This window comes from Euzebyales bacterium (assembly GCA_035461305.1).
Taxonomy (GTDB): domain Bacteria; phylum Actinomycetota; class Nitriliruptoria; order Euzebyales; family JAHELV01; genus JAHELV01.
Map to the genome: position 1 here is coordinate 1 of DATHVN010000038.1, position 15,157 is coordinate 15,157.

The window sequence follows — 15,157 nt, forward strand, 5'->3', positions numbered from 1 at the left end:
GTCGAGGTCCGTCCGCAGGACGTCGCGGCCTCGGCGCGCCCACTCCAGCTCCTCGCGCTTGGCGACTCGTCCATCGCGGGGATCGGTGCCGACCGGCTCGAGGGCTGCCTCGCCGTGCAGGTGGCGCAGCGCGTCGCCGACACGACCGGCCAGCCCGTGCGCGTCCGCGGCTACGGCGTGTCCGGTGCCCGCACCGCCGACGTCGCCGCGTCGCAGGTCGCAGCACTGGATACCCGTGACGGAGCAGATGCCGTCGTCGTGGTCGTCGGCATGAACGACATCGTGCACGTGACACCGCCGTGGGCGTACCGCAGTGCCGTCCTTGACCTGTACGAACTGCTGCGCGGGCGCCTCGACGACGTGCCCGTGGTCGCGTGCAGCCTGCCGGAGGTCCGTTCCATCACGATCGTCGGACATCCGCTGCGCGACATCGCCGTCGTCTACGGCCGCCTGCTCGGCCGGATCCAGCGACAGGCGGTGCGGCGGGTCCCGAACGTCGCCTTCGTCGATGCCCGACGCTCCGTTGGACCAGCCTTCGTCCGACGCCTCGAGACGATGAGCGTCGACGGATTCCACCCGTCGACGCTCGGATACGGGCTGCTGGCCGACGCTCTTGCACGGACCATCAGTACCGCGCTGGGGTCCGAACGTGACGCGTTGGCCGTGTCGCCATGAGTAGGACGTGCTGCTGGCGATCGCGTCTGGCGGACTGTGCCGTCAGGATCGACAGCGACGTTGGTGAACGCAGGGTCGCCGTTGCCCACGTTGCTTCGGCCACGCCAGGCGCGCAATCGTGTCAGGTACCTCTGGCGGGGCAGACTTGGCGCATGGAGACGTGGGACGCGATCCGGTCACGGCGAAACGTGCGCGCCTACGAGGACCGCCCGATCCCGGCCGATGACCTCGACTGCGTGCTCGAGGCCGGGCGGCGTGCGCCATCCTCACGCAATCAACAGCGGTGGGATTTCGTGGTGTGCACAGACCGTGCCCAACTACGGGAGCTCGCGAAGGTCTGGAGGGGTGCTGGGCACGTTGCGAGGTCGGCAGCAACCGTGGGGCTGGTGACCGTCGCCTCGGCCAACTGGTCGGTCGCGTATGACCTCGGGCAGGCCACGATGTCGATGATGTTGGCTGCGGCGGACCTGGGCATCGGCAGCGGGCACGCTGCCGTGCGCGATCAGGAGCTGGCACGCCGCGTGCTGGGGTTCCCCGACGACCGGCAGCTGGCGTGGCTGATCGCGTTCGGGTACCCGGCCGGCCGCCCGCTGCGCCCGATCGACCGCCCTGATCGCAGGCCGTTCGACGACGTCGTCCACCGCGCCGGTTGGTAGCGGTGCCCCGGTCGGACGTTGACGACCACAAGGACGACCAGGGCGATCCGCAGGGACGTTCGTCCTGACGTCACGTACGCCGTTGCCTAGGCTCGACCTGGCCAGCGCGCATGCCATGTCCAAGCCCAGGGAGGGCACCAATGACGACCGATCGCATCGTGGAGATGACCCAGCGCGAGTGCATGGAGCTGCTCGCTGCCAACCACTTCGGACGCGTCGCTGTCAACGACGACCAGGGTCCGGTGGTGCTGCCGGTCAACTACCTGCTCGACGGCGACAGCGTGCTCTTCCGCAGTGGCCCGGGCACCAAGCTCGAGGCCGGCGTGCGGGGATCACCCGCCAGCTTCGAGATCGACGCGATCGACCCCCGCACCCGCACCGGCTGGAGCGTGGTCGCGCGAGGCACGCTCACCGACGTCTACGATCCTGACGAGATCGAGCGGGCGAAACGGCTGCCCGTCGCACCGTTCGCGGGCGGCGACCGGCCGTACTACCTGCGCCTGCTGATCTACGACGTGAGCGGCCGGCGCATCGAACTGCCCGAAGGCGTGCCAGACAGCTGGTACCGGCCGACCGGGCTGGGCCACGTGTGGCTCGACCGAGACGCGGCCGACCTCGGGTTGTAGCCGCTGCCGGGACCTGCTGACGACGATCAACGCACAGAGGTATTGGCCGTCAGGCGGTCTGTGGGCCATGATCGCCGAGGTGGTTGCACCCCTCGAGCCGAAGGGCGGACTGCATGACCGACGATGCGCACGCGATTCGTTTCACGTACCTGTCCCAGGAGGATCTCCTCGAGGCGGGGTGCCTGGACTTCCGCTTGGCGGTGGACGCCGCGGCACAGGCACTGCTCGCCTACCGAGACGGCCACGTCATGTTCCCTGACAAGATCGTGCAGATCTTCGATCAGCAGACCCAGGAGCGGATCAACTGCCTCCCGGCGACACTGACCCGTGAGAAGGTCTGTGGTGTGAAGTGGGTGTCGGTCTTCCCGCCAAACGTCCCGCGCCACGGTCTGCAGAACCTGACCGCGATCTTCGTGCTGTCCGAGATCGAGCGTGGGTTCCCGCTCGCGGTGCTCGAGGGCACACTGGCATCGAACGCTCGGGTGGGCGCGATGGGTGCCCTGGCAGCACAGCACTTCGCACCCGCTGACGCCCGCACGATCGGCTTTATCGGTGCCGGCGAGCAGGCGAAGATGCACCTGCTCGCCATGAAGACGGTGCGCCCGTCGCTGTCGGAGTGCCGCGTGGCGGCGCTGACCCAGTCCGAAGAGGAGACCTTCGTCGCCGAGCTGGCGCCCGTGCTGGCCGACATGCACTTCGTGCCCACCGGCGGGGACGGCGCGCGGGCGATGAGCGACGCCGACATCCTCGTGACCGCCACCAGCGCCCAGGCGCCGCTGCTACAGGCCGAATGGATGAAGCCGGGATCGTTCTACAGCCACGTCGGCGGATGGGAGGACGAGTACGCGGTCGCACAGCAGTGCGACACGATCGTCTGCGACGACTGGGAGACGGTCAAGCATCGCACGCAGACCCTCAGCCGCATGTACGCCGAGGGACTGCTCGGCGATGACGACATCCACGCGGACCTCGGTGACGTCGTCTCCGGCGACAAGCCCGGGCGGCGGTCCGACGACGAGCGCGTGTACTTCAACGCCGTCGGCCTGTCCTACGTCGACGTCGCACTGGCGCTGGCGATGTACCGCCGGGCGTTCGATGCCGGCAGGGGCACCCAGTTGACCATGCAGGAGACGACCGTGTTCCGGCATCCCGGCATTACGGCCCACGTCCACATCTGATCCGGGTGTCGCCGCGCACGGGTCACGCCACGGGGTGCGCCCGGATGAAGTGGAGGTCGGTGAACTGGTCGTCGCCATGCGCTGGCGGCCGCAGCGAGCGTGTTCACGGCGCCATCATCACACGGCCCGCGACGGCGGGAGCGTGCTGTCGTCGCTACGGTCACGGCATGCGCGTGACGCGATTGACGCATTCGTGTGTGCGGTTCCAGCATGACGGCCGTGTGCTGGTCGTCGATCCGGGTGTGTGGAGCGAGGCCGACGTGCTCGCCGACGCCGACGCGGTCCTGCTCACCCACAAGCACACCGACCACGCCGACCTCGAGCGGCTGCGGACTGCGCAGGTGCAGATCGTGGCACCACACGACGCCGTCCTGCCCGACGTGAAGGTCGATGCGGTCGGAGCCGGGGAGGCGTTCACGATCGCAGGGTTCGCGATCACCGCCGTCGGTGGCGTGCACGCCCCGGTCCTGCCCGGGCAGCGGCCGTGCGCGAACCTCGGCTACGTCGTCGAGGACGCCGCGTACCACACCGGCGAAGCGTTGCATGTGCCCGACGTGGACGTCGAGACGCTGCTGGTGCCGATGCACGGCTCATGGCTCACGACGTCCGCCGCGGTCGAGTTCATCCGCAGGGTGGGTCCGCGACGCGCCATCGGCATCCACGACGGACAGATCAACGACCGCGGTGTCATGAGCGTGGGCCACTGGCTCGGTTCATCCGCGGCCGTCGACTACCGGTGGTTCCCAGCAGGCACCGACCTCTGATGCGACCGCGCGGAGAGGGCGCATCGACGTCGTCGACGCCCGAGTCATGGCGCGGACGCGTGGCTTCCCGTGCGCCTGCTCGTCACATCGGCCACCCGTGGCCGTCAGTGCTATGACGGACCACGACGAGGACACTTGACCCATGGACGAACGCGACTGGCTGGCCGAGCAGTTCGAGTCCCAGCGAGCGAGGTTGACGGCGGTGGCCCACCGTGTGCTCGGCTCACGCGCGGAGGCCGACGACGCCGTGCAGGAGGCGTGGCTGCGGCTCAGCCGCACCGACGTGGCCGACGTCGCCAACCTCGGCGGCTGGCTGACCACGGTCGTCGCGCGTGTGTCCCTTGACCTCCTGCGCGCACGGGCGTCGCGGCGCACGGAGGGCCTGCACGAGCACACCGTCGCCCCCCGCGTCGACGGCGATGACCCGGAACAGCAGGCCCTCGTGGCCGACGCGGTCGGACCTGCGCTGCTCGTCGTCCTCGACACCCTGGGTCCGGCGGAGCGCGTCGCGTTCGTGCTGCATGACATGTTCTCCGTACCGTTCGACGAGGTCGCCCGGATCGTGGGCCGCTCCCCCGCCGCCGCCCGACAGTTGGCGAGCCGCGCCCGCCGCCGGGTGCACGGCGCGACGAGCATTGCGGATGCCGACGGTCCACGCCGTCGTGCGGTGGTCGAGGCCTTCCTCGCGGCCTCCCGCGACGGTGACTTCGGCGCGCTGCTCGCAGTGCTCGACCCGCACGTCGTGCTCCGTGCCGATGCGGCTGCCGTCCGGATGGGCGCCACACCCGAGGTCCGCGGAGCGGAGGCGGTCGCGGACACGTTCGCCGGCCGGGCCCGTGTGGCCACACCCGCCCGGGTCGACGGCACCGTCAACGCAGTCTGGGCGCACGGCGGCCGTCCACGGGTCGTCTTTGGCTTCACGATCGTCGGCGGTTCCGTCGTGGGCATCGACCTCATCGCGGATCCAGACCGCCTCGAGTCCATGCACGTGTCGTGCTCGTTGATGGTGACGAAGATCAACCAGATGGTTGAAAAAAGGCTCGGGGTCGGGTAGCCTGTCTTCAACCGATCGGTTGAACTCATGGAGGGAGGCATGGCCGCCGATCCCCTGTCGCGGGTGTTCTCGGCGCTGGCCGACCCCACGCGTCGCGACATCGTCGCGCGGCTGGCCGTCGACGATGCGACCCTCACCGAGCTCGCCGAACCCTACGACGTGACCGTCCAGGCCGTCTCCAAGTCCTGCAGTCGATGCCCAACGACGTCGATTCGGTCCCCCCGACGCAACCACCACAGCCAGGAGCCGCACGATGACCACAACCAGCACCCGCGAGGCCGAGATCTTCGTCGACCCGGATGTGCCCCTCGTCCGCATCACCCGGGACTTCGACGCGCCGACCGAGAAGGTCTTCCGCGCGCACACCGACGCAGCCCTGATCGTGCAGTGGCTGGGGCCCCGACGGTATGAGATGCGCATCGACCACTACGACTGCCGCACCGGTGGGTCGTACCGCTACCTGCACGTCGCCGACGGCGAGGAGCACGGCTTCCACGGCAGCTTCCACGAGGTGCGCCCGTCGGAGCTCATCGTGCAGACGTTCACCTACGAGGGCGTGCCCGACGGCGTTGCGCTCGAGCGCCTGGTCCTCGAGGACCTCGGCGACGGCCGCACGCGGCTGGTTGCGACCTCCCTGGTGGACTCGTTCGAGGGACGCGACGCGTTCGTCGCCAGTGGCATGGAGACCGGGGTGCAGGAGATGTACCAGCGGTTGGACGAGCTGCTCGCGGGTTGACGACGCCGGCCGGTCAGGTCGCGATCTCGATCACGATGGCACCGACGTGCCGCCGCGTCATGAACGCGGCCTGGCCGGCCGCGAGCTCCTCGAGCGGGAAGGTGCGTGCCACCCGCGGCGTGATCTCGCCGCGTTCGACGTGGCGCACGAGCGCGGCGAACACCCCAGGCGGCACCACGGTGGCGCCGTGGAACGTCAGATCGTGAAGGTACAGCGTGCGCAGATCAAGTGGAACGAGCGGTCCGGCGACCGCGCCGGCCGTCGTGTAGTGGCCGCCGCGGCGGATCGTCTCGAGCAGCGGCGCGAACCAGTCGCCGCCGACGACGTCGGCGAACACGTCGACGCCGCCGGTGGCGTCGCGGACGGCGACGTCGAGGTCCGGACGGTCCCGGTCGAGCACGACGTCGGCCCCCCCCACTCCCACACCGCGGCGATCTTGGCCGCGCTCGTCACGGCGACGACTCGTGCGCCACGTCGCCGCGCGAGCTGGACCAGCGCACCACCAACACCACCCGACGCGCCGGTGACGAGCACCCACTGTCCGGCACCGACGCCCGCCCGGTGCAGCATGTGCTCGGCCGTCGCATACGAGCACGGGACACTGGCCAGCTCGACGTCGCTGAGGTCGCTGTCGACCGGGTGCGCGTTGCCGGACGGGACCACGACGTACTCGGCGAAGCCGCCGTCGACGTCGGAGCCGAGGTAGCGGGCGTGCTCCAGCGCGCGGTCGGGTGCGCGCAGCCAGCCGTCGACGAGGACGCGCTCGCCGATCCGCGCGTCGGGCACCCCGGTGCCGACCTGCACGATCCGTCCGACGGGATCGGCGCCCTGGATGCGCGGGAACGTCACGCCGCCCCCCCAGCCGCCGTCCGCTGCTGACGTGGTGACGGCGGCACCGGTCGCCGACGTCACCGTCCTCGAGTACCAACCGGTGCGGGTGTTGACGTCGGTGTTGTTGACGCCACAGGCGACGACCGAGATGAGGACCTCGTCGGCTGCCGGCGTGGGCACCGGCACATCATCGCGGTGCTCGAGCATGTCCAGGCCACCATGACCGGTCAGGACGACCGCGCGCATGGTGCGCGGCACGGCGGACGGGCTCGTCACGTCACGCGCGGGTCGTCGACACGGATGGCGACGTTCTTGGTCTGCACGTAATTGCGGAGCGCCTCCTGCCCCTTCTCACGGCCGAAGCCGGAGCGCTTGACACCACCGAATGGCGTCTCGACCCCGCCGGCGTACCACTCGTTGACGAAGACCTGGCCGGCGACGAGGCGATCGGCGGTCCACAGCGCGCGGTCGAGGTCGCGGGTGAACACCCCGGCCGCCAGCCCGTAGTCCGTGCCGTTGGCGACGTCGATGGCCTCGTCAGCCGAGGACACCCGCAGGACAGTCAGCACCGGACCGAACACCTCGCTGCGTGCGACGTCCGCGTGCGGGTCAACATCGACCAGCACCGTGGGTGCCATGAACCACCCCGGGCGGTCGATCACGGCGCCGCCGGTCGCTGCCGACGCACCGTCCGCGAGGGCCCGTTCGGTGAAGCCGGTCACGCGGCCGAGCTGCGTCGCCGACACGACCGGCGTCAGCTCGGCCTCCTCGATGCCCGCGCCCACGCGCAGACCCTCCCCCAGCGCAGTCACACGATCGACGACCTCGTCGTGGACTGCGTCGGTGACGACGATCCGCGACATCGCGGAGCACACCTGCCCGGCGTTCATGAAGATCCCCCACCGGGTGGAGGCGACGAGCGCGTCGAGGTCGGCGTCATCGAACACGATCGCCGCCGCCTTGCCCCCGAGCTCCATCACGGTCGGCACGATGCGGTCCGCGGCGGCGTGCAGGATCGAGCGGCCCGTGTTGACCGAGCCGGTGAACACGATCTGGTCGACCCCCGGGTGGCGGACCAGCGCCGCCCCTGCCTCGGGCCCGTCGCCGGTGACCAGGTTGACCGCCCCCGGTGGCAGGCCCGCCGCCTCCGCCGCCTCGACGACCACATGACAACCCAGCGGGTCGATCTCGGGTGCCTTGATCACGACTGCGTTGCCGGCCGCCAACGCGGGCGCGACACCCCGGCCGACCATCTCCGCCGGGTAGTTCCAGGGGATGACGTGTGCGGACACGCCGTGGGGCACGGGGACGGTGTAGTCGACGTAGCCGTCACCGAGCGGGATGTAGGTGCCCTCCAGCTTGTCGGCCAACGCGCCGTAGTACTCGAAGTACCGGATCGTGCCGTCGACCTCGGTGTACGCCTCCGACAGGGCCTTGCCGGAGTCACGGCTGAGGACGTGCGCCGCCCGGTCGCGCCGCGCGTGCAGCGCACGACCGATGTCCATGACCCACCGCAGCCGCTGGGCGGGGCGCACCGACACCAACGCACGGGCCGCGACGCAGGCCTGCGCGGCGGCCACGGCGGCGTCGACATCCGCCGCGCCACCGAGCGCGACCTCGGCGAGTGGCGCAGCGGTCGCCGGATCGAACACCGTCCGGCGCCGGCCATCCATGGCGTCGACCCATCGGCCGTCGATGAAGTTGCGCCAGAACGCATTGATCTCAACCGTCATACCCGACTCCACAGGTGTCTCACATCTTCAGACCCACATTCTTCGGGTCGTAGGCCCGTTCCGCCAGCACGCGTACGGGGCGGCGGTCGCCCACGATCAGAAGATCGGGCCGCGTGCCCGGCCCGCGTGGCGTTGTGTACGGTCATTGGGCGCGCGACGCGCGACAGACCGGTGCGCCGGGCTCCGGACGCACCTCGTGACCCGCACGCGCGCGCCGCAGGTCGGAGAACGACACAGCGCAGTCGTCGCGGGGAGGCACGTCCATGTACGTCATCGTCGTCGGGGTCGACGGATCGGCGCACGCGGACGTGGCGTTGCGATGGGCGTTGCAGCAGGCGCGGTCCGCCGGCGCGGAGCTGTACCTCGTGTACGCCTACGGCCGCAGGCTGGGGACCGACGGGTCCGATGACGGCCACGCGGCAGCGGACAACGTCCTCGCGTCGATCGTCGACCACCACCGCGCGGCACTCGGAGCGGTCCCCTGGCGGGCGCACGCACAGTCGTACGGGCGGGGTTCGCCGACACACGTGCTGCTCGACGAGGCTCAGCAGGCGGATCTCATCGTCGTGGGCTCCCGCGGCCTCGGCGGGTTCGGCGAGCTGATCCTCGGATCGACCAGCTACCGCCTGGTGTGTTGGGCGCGGATCCCGGTCGCGGTCATCCGGACCGACCCGTCCAAGGGACCGTCGGCCGACCCGCCCGCGAAGGGGTTCGTGGTCGGCATCGACGGCTCCGACACCGGCGACCGCGCGCTGCGCTGGGCCGCCGCAGAGGCACGTAGGCGCGAGGTTCCCCTCGAGGTCGTCCACTCCCAGCCCCTCCCGATGCACCACGTGCTCGGCATGGCGGCGGTGCCCAGCATGGAGCGGGAACGCGAGCTGGTCCGACAAGAGGGTGCACAGATCCTCGCCCGGGCGCTGGACCGGGCCGCTGAGGCGCTCGAAGGGCTGGAGGTGCGCCGGCAGGCGCGTGTCGGTCCACCGGCCGATGCGCTGGCGGTCGTCGCTGGCACCGACCACGTGCTCGTGGTCGGCAACCGTGGTCACAGCTACGTCCGTGGCGTGATGCTCGGCTCCGTCAGCCACCAGGTGCTGCACCACGCGCACGGCCCGGTGGTGGTGGTGCCGTGACGGCCGCTCACCGTCGGGCCGGACGCGGCCCGACGGTCGGGGTGCGGGTCAGGCGGTGACAGGAACCATCTCAGCCAGCCACGCACGCAGCGCGGCGGGCGACATGACCGCCGGATCCCCGAGATGGGCCGGATCGACCCCGTCCAGCTGCGGTGGGACCTGCTGGACGACGATGTCAAGGATGTCCGCCGAGGCGTAGTCGTCGATGACGGCTGCCATCTGCTCGTCGTGGTCGACCCCACGCGCACGGGCCGATGCCGTCAGGCCGACGAGCAGCGACTCCCACGTGGTCATCGGCCCCTGTGTGATCGAGGCCGACTCGGCGAACGAGTCGACGAACGCGAACGGCGTGGCCGCGATGCCGTGCCCACCGCGCAACGCCCCGTACAGCCAGTCGGAGTCGAACGAGAACCCGAACGTCGAGGGTGCCGCCAGGATGTCGGCCAGCGCGTCGCGGCCATACAACTTGAACGCCGCCTGGGTGTCGCGCAGCCCGCGTGAGAACAGCGCCCGGCCGACCCTGCGCTGCATGTGACGCAGCACGACGATGCCGGGGCCCCAGCGTGCCTCCGCCTTGCGGAGCACCGAGTCACCGTGCTTGCGGTCGCCGATGACCACCTGCGCACCGGCGACGAACGGGGCCAGGAGCAGACCGAGCTGGCCGAGGTCGACCGACGTGTCCGCATCGGTCAGCACGACGGCGTCAGCGCCAGCCTCCATCGCCGTCCTGGCGCCGAGGATCATCGCACCACCCTTGCGGGATCCGTCGACGTCGGCCAGACCTCGCAGCGGCCCGCTGTCAGCCGGCACGGCGTCGGCCAGCCGCAGCACATCCACACGGTCGCCGAGGACGTGCTCTGCCGCCATGCGCTCGGCGACGCCGGCGCTATCGTCGGGGCAGCCGTCGTCGATCGCCTGGAAGCGCCAGTGCACCGGCGTGTCCGACAGCAGCCAGTCGAGCTGGTCGAGTTTGACGCGCAGCGCGTCCTCTCCCGGGGGGTTGTCGTCGTCCCGAGGCCGAAGGCGGCGCTGCTCACTCCACATCGCGCACTGCACGACGATCTCGCCCACGTCGAGCGCCTCGTCGGCCACCAGCCGCCGGGACTCGGCCAGCTTGGTCGCGACGCGCACGTCGATGCCGACATCGGGGTCCCGGCCCAGCATGCGGAGGTCGGCCGGCTCCGCACCAGTGTCGAGCAGCGCCTCGGCGAGGTCGCGCACGTGTGGCTGGCTGGCCGGATGCGTCAGGTCGATGTCGTCGGTGCCGCGTTCGGCGATGGCGTCCAGGCTGCTCATCAGTGCAGCGTACGCGAACGGCGCGGTCGGGGGCAGGCCGCCGACCGCGCCGTGTGCGAGGATGTCCGTCCCCGACCTGGCTGGTGCGACATGACCTCCGCGCGCGACCTCGGCGTGCCACGACCCGACCCCGTGACGGACCTCGACTGGCCGCCGGACGCCGCGGCACGCCTCGGGCACGACGCGGTGGCGCTGTGGCGCGACTTCCTCAGCGAGCTGCCGAAGCTGCCCGTGCAACGCGGTGCGGTCGCGGCCGACGTCGCGGCCGCCATGGCCTGGGATGTCCCTGGCCCTCCGGACGACCTCGCGCACCTGCTCGAGGACACACGGTCCCTGATGCTCGACTGGTCGATGTATCCCGGCCACGGCGGCTTCTTCGGCTACGTGTCCGGCACCGGCACGATCCCGGGTGCGGTTGCCGACCTGCTCGCCGCCGGGCTGAACAACAACGTCGGCGGGTGGCGGCTGTCGCCCGGGTTGACCGAGCTGGAGCAACGGCTCCTGCACTGGTTCGCCGCGCGGCTCGGGCTGCCCCAGACCGCCGGGGGCTATCTGACGTCCGGCGGCTCGGCGGCCAACCACGACGCTCTGGTGGTGGCGCGGGACCTGAAAGCAGGCTGGGACGTGCGCCGTCAGGGCGTGGCCGCCGGCCCGCCACTGACGGCCTACGCACCCGCGACGGTCCACGACACGGTCCAGCGTGCCGCGGACATGATCGGGATGGGCAACGACGCGGTGCGCGTGGTGCCCACCGACGCCCGCGACCACGTCGACATCGGCGCGATGCGTGCCGCCATCGAGGCGGACGTCGCCGCGGGGCACCGGCCGATCTGCGTCGTCGGTTCCGCCGGGACCGTCGGCACGGGCGCGATCGACGACCTGCACGCGCTCGCGGACCTCGCCGCGACGTTCGATCTGTGGTTCCATGTCGACGGCGCCGTGGGAGCCGTCGGTGCACTCGTCGACCCGCTCCGCGCACGGTTCGCCGGCATCGAGCGGGCCGACTCCATCGGGCTCGACCCCCACAAGTGGCTCTACGTGCCGATCGCGTGCGGCATGCTGCTGATCCGAGACGACAACGACCTGTCGCACGCGTTCCACCTCGATCCGGCCTACACCGTCGAGGACAAGGACCGGATGCAGTCGGGGGTGGACATCCACATCCGCTCGCCGTTCTTCACACGCCATGGCGCGGCGCTCAAGCTGTGGTGGTCGCTGCGTGCACACGGATGGGACGCGTACGCGCGGCGCATGGTGCACGACTGCGATCTCGCCCGCTACCTGCACGACCTGGCAGCCGCCCACCCCCGCCTGGAGGCGACCAACGACCCGGAGCTCATGATCGCCACGTTTCGCTACCTCCCGGACGACGATCGATCACCGACGGCGATCGACGAGCTCAACCGACGCCTGATGGAGCGGCTCCAGTACTCGGGCCGCGTCTACCCGTCGAACGCCGTGGTCGACGGTCGGTTCGTGCTGCGCGCATGCATCGTCAATTTCCGCAGTGAGGCCGAGGACATCGAGGCGCTGGTCGACCTGGCGGTCGAGCACGGCGACGAGCTGGCCGCGCGATGAGCGGTCGCGGCCACGGTGCAGGCCCCCGGCTGACGGAGACGACGTCGTTCACGGTGATCGGCCTCGGCCGGCTGCTCCAGCGCCGCCTCGAGGAGGTGATGGCCGAGGAGGGCGTGACGCTGCGCCACCTCGGCGCGCTGGGCCACCTGCGGACCGGGCAGGGGGTGTCGGTGACCGATCTGGCGCGGCGTGCGGGTGTGGCGGTCCAGAGCATGCACGCCACGATCGACATGCTGGTCGCCCGCAGTGCGATCGATCCTGGCGGTGAGACCAGGCGGGGGCGTCCCGCGCGGCGGTCGCTCACCGACGAGGGTCACCACCTGCTGGCCGTCGCGTCGACCGCGCGCGGCGGCGGAGCTGGACCGCACCGTCCTCGCGTCCCTTCCGCGGGAGGCGACGGATGCGCTGGACGCCGTGATGGCCGACCTCGTGGGCGGCAGCGGCACCGCATAGAAGTCAGCGGCTGACGCATGGTGGACGGCGGCGGCCCTGCCGGTCGTCCCCGCCGTGTTTCTCATGGGGCTCAAGCCAGGCTGACCCGCGTGGGCCGGGACGGACCCGGGAATGCCATCGCCGCACCGCGGTGCGAGGCTGTGCGCAGGAGGCGAGGCCGATGAAGATCGCGGTGTTGGGGACGGGCTCGGTCGGGCGGGCGCTGGCGGGCCGGCTGGCGAAGCTTGGTCACGAGGTCACGGTCGCACCCGTGACGTGGAGATGACCATGGCACGCGACGCGCCGGACGCGTTCGCCAACCCTCCGTTCGCGGCGTGGCTCGAGGCCACCGGCGGCGTCACGGTGGCCGCGATGGCCGAGGCCGCTGCAGGCGCCGAGGTCGTCATCAACGCGACCAGCGGGGCGGCCTCGGTCGATGCGCTGACCGTGGCCGGCGAGGGCAACCTGGCCGGCAAGGTCCTCGTCGACGTCGCGAACCCGCTCGATGCGAGCACCGGCATGCCACCGTCGCTGACGGTGTCGAACACCGACTCGCTCGCCGAACGCATCCAGCGGACCTTCCCGGCGGCGCGGGTCGTCAAGACGCTCAACACGATGAACGCTGCGGTCATGGTCGATCCGTCCTTCGTAGGCAACGGAGACCACACGGTCTTCCTGTCCGGCGACGACGCCGACGCGAAGGCCGTCGTCAGCGATCTGCTCACGTCGTTCGGCTGGTCGGACGTCATCGACCTCGGCGACATCACCACGGCGCGAGGTCCGGAGATGCTGCTGCCGCTGTGGCTGCGGCTGTTCTCCGCACTCGGCACACCGAGGATGCAGTTCAAGGTCGTGCGCTGAGGGGCCAAACGGGTGGCGCTCAGTCCGTACGGCCGGACACCGCGAGGTGCAGGCCCAGGCCGATCATCGTGAGCCCACCCGCACCACCGAGGCGCGCCAGCCGACCCGGCGAACGTGCGAACCACTGGCGGGCCGTCCCGGCCGCGAGCCCCCACAGGCCGTCGGACAGCAGCGCGATCAGCACGAAGACCAGACCGAGGAACGCCATCTGCACGCCGGCCGGTGCGCCACCCGCGTCGACGTACTGCGGCAGGATCGCCGCGAAGAACACGATGGCCTTGGGGTTGGCGGCGCCGACGACGACGCCGTCGGCGAACACCGACCGTCGCGGTCGCACCGTGTCGGCGACATCGAGCACATCCGCCATCCCCCGACGGTGGCGGACCGCCTGCACCCCGAGCCACACGAGGTAGGCCGATCCCAGCAGCTTGACGGCCGTGAACACGACGATCGAGCGCTCGACGACGGCGCCGAGGCCGAGGGCGACCAGCAGCACCTGCAGGTAGACACCGCTGGCGTTTCCCGTGACGGTGAGCAGGGCGGCGCGCCTGCCCAGGGCCACTCCCCTGCTGACGATGAACATCACGCTGGGGCCCGGCACCACGATGAGCGCGAACGACAGCAGCGCGAACGCGACGACCGATCCAACTGACGGCATCGCAGCAGTGTGCCACCCCACGCGAGCATCAGCCGCGCGTGGTCACCGGTCACAGCGACCGTATGGTCGCCTCGACCATCGACCGCGGCGAACCGCCACACACGCGTTACTCTGTGTCGAACTCAGCCGACGTATGTCGTGTGCGGTCGTACATGTCGGCGTCGTCCAGCAGGGCACATGTACCAAATACGATCCCGCGTACGGCACGCCCTGTCGGCTTTCGGAGGTCGGTCGTGCGAGAATGCCAACGATGATGTCCTTGGACGTGGCGCCAGCGCCACGCGCGCAGTTCCTCCTCAGTGACCCGCACGACCGGGCGCTGGTGCGCCACATGCTGACGCTGACGCCGACCGAACGGCTCCGGAACGTGTCGTCGTACTGGCCGTTGATCCGTGTCGGCCTCGAGCGCCGTGCGGCCACTGGCGCCACCCGTCCGTGAACGGCACCGCCGGACTCGCGCCGGCGAAGTTCTTCCAGCCCGACCGCATCCTCAGGACGCTCGACGACCACGGCGTGCGGTACGTGCTCGTCGGCGGCATCGCGGCGACGCTGCGTGGTTCGCCGTCGATGACCTATGACATCGACGTCGCGCCGGAGCTGTCGTCGGACAACCTCGAACGGCTGACCGCCGCGCTCGAGGAGCTCGGCGCCGTTCGCTACACCGAGCCGGACGAGGACATCGCCCCGCCGCGCGCGGACGAGATGACCGCACGGGTCGAGCAGTTCGCATCCCCGATCGGCTACATCGACGTGCTTCGCGAGCTGCGTGCGATCGGCGGCTACGACCGCCTCATCGGTGCAGCCGACCTGATCGAGGTCGCCGGCACCGCCGTCTACGTCGCGGCGCTCGACGACATCATCGCCTCGAAGGAGGCGGCGGGCCGTCCCAAGGACCTCAGCCAGCTGCCGGCGCTGTACGCGCTGCGCGACGAGCTGCGAGGCGCGTGAT

The 15,157-nt window shown here is 70.8% G+C and carries 18 protein-coding genes and 1 pseudogene; 14 read left to right on the forward strand and 5 right to left on the reverse strand.

Annotation, left to right across the window (positions count from 1 at the left end):
* The 7 genes from VK923_03455 to VK923_03485 all read left to right on the forward strand — a co-directional run.
* On the forward strand, window positions 1–675 hold a 675-nt coding region (locus VK923_03455; protein ID HSJ43721.1), incomplete at its 5' end, for a GDSL-type esterase/lipase family protein.
* Window positions 676–827: 152 nt separating this feature from the next.
* A complete protein-coding gene (locus VK923_03460; GenBank protein HSJ43722.1) occupies window positions 828–1,331 on the forward strand; it encodes a nitroreductase family protein in 504 nt (167 codons plus the stop codon).
* A 140-nt stretch (window positions 1,332–1,471) separates the two neighbouring features.
* The gene (locus VK923_03465; protein HSJ43723.1) at window positions 1,472–1,957 is read left to right on the forward strand and encodes a pyridoxamine 5'-phosphate oxidase family protein; all 486 of its coding nucleotides are present in this window, start codon (window positions 1,472–1,474) and stop codon (window positions 1,955–1,957) included.
* A gap of 113 nt (window positions 1,958–2,070) precedes the next feature.
* Window positions 2,071–3,135, forward strand: coding sequence for an ornithine cyclodeaminase family protein (locus tag VK923_03470; protein ID HSJ43724.1), 1,065 nt, complete (start codon window positions 2,071–2,073; stop codon window positions 3,133–3,135).
* A gap of 167 nt (window positions 3,136–3,302) precedes the next feature.
* Window positions 3,303–3,899 carry an MBL fold metallo-hydrolase gene (locus VK923_03475; protein HSJ43725.1) on the forward strand — a complete coding sequence of 199 codons (597 nt, stop codon included), beginning with the start codon at window positions 3,303–3,305 and terminating at the stop codon, window positions 3,897–3,899.
* Window positions 3,900–4,041: 142 nt separating this feature from the next.
* A complete protein-coding gene (locus VK923_03480) occupies window positions 4,042–4,953 on the forward strand; it encodes a sigma-70 family RNA polymerase sigma factor (protein HSJ43726.1) in 912 nt (303 codons plus the stop codon).
* Window positions 4,954–5,206: 253 nt separating this feature from the next.
* Window positions 5,207–5,689 carry an SRPBCC family protein gene (locus tag VK923_03485; GenBank protein ID HSJ43727.1) on the forward strand — a complete coding sequence of 161 codons (483 nt, stop codon included), beginning with the start codon at window positions 5,207–5,209 and terminating at the stop codon, window positions 5,687–5,689.
* A 13-nt stretch (window positions 5,690–5,702) separates the two neighbouring features.
* Here VK923_03485 and VK923_03490 read toward each other — a convergent pair whose 3' ends face one another.
* The 3 genes and pseudogenes from VK923_03490 to VK923_03500 form a co-directional block, all read right to left on the reverse strand.
* Window positions 5,703–6,284, reverse strand: coding sequence for a zinc-binding dehydrogenase (locus VK923_03490; GenBank protein ID HSJ43728.1), 582 nt, complete (start codon window positions 6,282–6,284; stop codon window positions 5,703–5,705).
* Between the two features lie 53 nt (window positions 6,285–6,337).
* Window positions 6,338–6,766, reverse strand: a pseudogene (locus VK923_03495) (alcohol dehydrogenase catalytic domain-containing protein).
* Window positions 6,767–6,792: 26 nt separating this feature from the next.
* Window positions 6,793–8,253: an aldehyde dehydrogenase family protein gene (locus tag VK923_03500; protein HSJ43729.1), complete on the reverse strand. Its 1,461-nt coding sequence runs from the start codon at window positions 8,251–8,253 to the stop codon at window positions 6,793–6,795.
* Between the two features lie 263 nt (window positions 8,254–8,516).
* On the opposite strand from VK923_03500, the gene VK923_03505 reads away from it, so the two are divergent.
* The gene (locus VK923_03505; GenBank protein HSJ43730.1) at window positions 8,517–9,383 is read left to right on the forward strand and encodes a universal stress protein; all 867 of its coding nucleotides are present in this window, start codon (window positions 8,517–8,519) and stop codon (window positions 9,381–9,383) included.
* Window positions 9,384–9,431: 48 nt separating this feature from the next.
* On the opposite strand, the gene VK923_03510 is transcribed toward VK923_03505, so the two are convergent.
* Entirely contained in the window at window positions 9,432–10,679 is a 1,248-nt protein-coding gene (locus VK923_03510; protein HSJ43731.1) for a hypothetical protein, read from the reverse strand.
* A 90-nt stretch (window positions 10,680–10,769) separates the two neighbouring features.
* Here VK923_03510 and VK923_03515 point away from each other — a divergent pair, with 90 nt between their 5' ends.
* From VK923_03515 to VK923_03530, 4 genes are all read left to right on the forward strand, one after another.
* Window positions 10,770–12,257, forward strand: a complete 1,488-nt coding sequence (locus tag VK923_03515; protein ID HSJ43732.1) for a pyridoxal-dependent decarboxylase — start codon at window positions 10,770–10,772, stop codon at window positions 12,255–12,257.
* Window positions 12,254–12,724, forward strand: a complete 471-nt coding sequence (locus tag VK923_03520; GenBank protein HSJ43733.1) for a MarR family winged helix-turn-helix transcriptional regulator — start codon at window positions 12,254–12,256, stop codon at window positions 12,722–12,724. The genes VK923_03515 and VK923_03520 overlap by 4 nt, the downstream gene beginning before the upstream one ends.
* A gap of 146 nt (window positions 12,725–12,870) precedes the next feature.
* Window positions 12,871–12,975 (forward strand): NAD(P)-binding domain-containing protein, encoded by a 105-nt coding sequence (locus VK923_03525; GenBank protein HSJ43734.1) that lies wholly within the window; start codon window positions 12,871–12,873, stop codon window positions 12,973–12,975.
* A gap of 2 nt (window positions 12,976–12,977) precedes the next feature.
* On the forward strand, window positions 12,978–13,550 hold the full coding sequence (locus tag VK923_03530) for a hypothetical protein (protein ID HSJ43735.1): 573 nt from the start codon (window positions 12,978–12,980) through the stop codon (window positions 13,548–13,550).
* A 19-nt stretch (window positions 13,551–13,569) separates the two neighbouring features.
* Here the strand turns inward: VK923_03530 and VK923_03535 are convergent, their stop codons facing one another.
* On the reverse strand, window positions 13,570–14,208 hold the full coding sequence (locus VK923_03535; protein ID HSJ43736.1) for a LysE family translocator: 639 nt from the start codon (window positions 14,206–14,208) through the stop codon (window positions 13,570–13,572).
* A 259-nt stretch (window positions 14,209–14,467) separates the two neighbouring features.
* Here VK923_03535 and VK923_03540 point away from each other — a divergent pair, with 259 nt between their 5' ends.
* Together VK923_03540 and VK923_03545 are read left to right on the forward strand one after the other, a co-directional pair.
* Window positions 14,468–14,647: a hypothetical protein gene (locus VK923_03540; GenBank protein HSJ43737.1), complete on the forward strand. Its 180-nt coding sequence runs from the start codon at window positions 14,468–14,470 to the stop codon at window positions 14,645–14,647.
* Window positions 14,644–15,156, forward strand: coding sequence for a hypothetical protein (locus VK923_03545; protein HSJ43738.1), 513 nt, complete (start codon window positions 14,644–14,646; stop codon window positions 15,154–15,156). The genes VK923_03540 and VK923_03545 overlap by 4 nt, the downstream gene beginning before the upstream one ends.
* Window position 15,157: the final 1 nt, after the last annotated feature.

Bases quoted from the DNA above. Each gene is read 5' to 3' on its own strand.
- VK923_03515 (HSJ43732.1), top strand. From the start codon at position 10,770: ATGACCTCCGCGCGCGACCTCGGCGTGCCACGACCCGACCCCGTGACG.
- VK923_03460 (HSJ43722.1), top strand. From the start codon at position 828: ATGGAGACGTGGGACGCGATCCGGTCACGGCGAAACGTGCGCGCCTAC.
- VK923_03500 (HSJ43729.1), bottom strand. From the start codon at position 8,253: ATGACGGTTGAGATCAATGCGTTCTGGCGCAACTTCATCGACGGCCGA.
- VK923_03525 (HSJ43734.1), top strand. From the start codon at position 12,871: ATGAAGATCGCGGTGTTGGGGACGGGCTCGGTCGGGCGGGCGCTGGCG.
- VK923_03485 (HSJ43727.1), top strand. From the start codon at position 5,207: ATGACCACAACCAGCACCCGCGAGGCCGAGATCTTCGTCGACCCGGAT.
- VK923_03465 (HSJ43723.1), top strand. From the start codon at position 1,472: ATGACGACCGATCGCATCGTGGAGATGACCCAGCGCGAGTGCATGGAG.
- VK923_03480 (HSJ43726.1), top strand. From the start codon at position 4,042: ATGGACGAACGCGACTGGCTGGCCGAGCAGTTCGAGTCCCAGCGAGCG.
- VK923_03510 (HSJ43731.1), bottom strand. From the start codon at position 10,679: ATGAGCAGCCTGGACGCCATCGCCGAACGCGGCACCGACGACATCGAC.
- VK923_03470 (HSJ43724.1), top strand. From the start codon at position 2,071: ATGACCGACGATGCGCACGCGATTCGTTTCACGTACCTGTCCCAGGAG.
- VK923_03505 (HSJ43730.1), top strand. From the start codon at position 8,517: ATGTACGTCATCGTCGTCGGGGTCGACGGATCGGCGCACGCGGACGTG.
- VK923_03535 (HSJ43736.1), bottom strand. From the start codon at position 14,208: ATGCCGTCAGTTGGATCGGTCGTCGCGTTCGCGCTGCTGTCGTTCGCG.
- VK923_03520 (HSJ43733.1), top strand. From the start codon at position 12,254: ATGAGCGGTCGCGGCCACGGTGCAGGCCCCCGGCTGACGGAGACGACG.
- VK923_03475 (HSJ43725.1), top strand. From the start codon at position 3,303: ATGCGCGTGACGCGATTGACGCATTCGTGTGTGCGGTTCCAGCATGAC.
- VK923_03530 (HSJ43735.1), top strand. From the start codon at position 12,978: ATGGCACGCGACGCGCCGGACGCGTTCGCCAACCCTCCGTTCGCGGCG.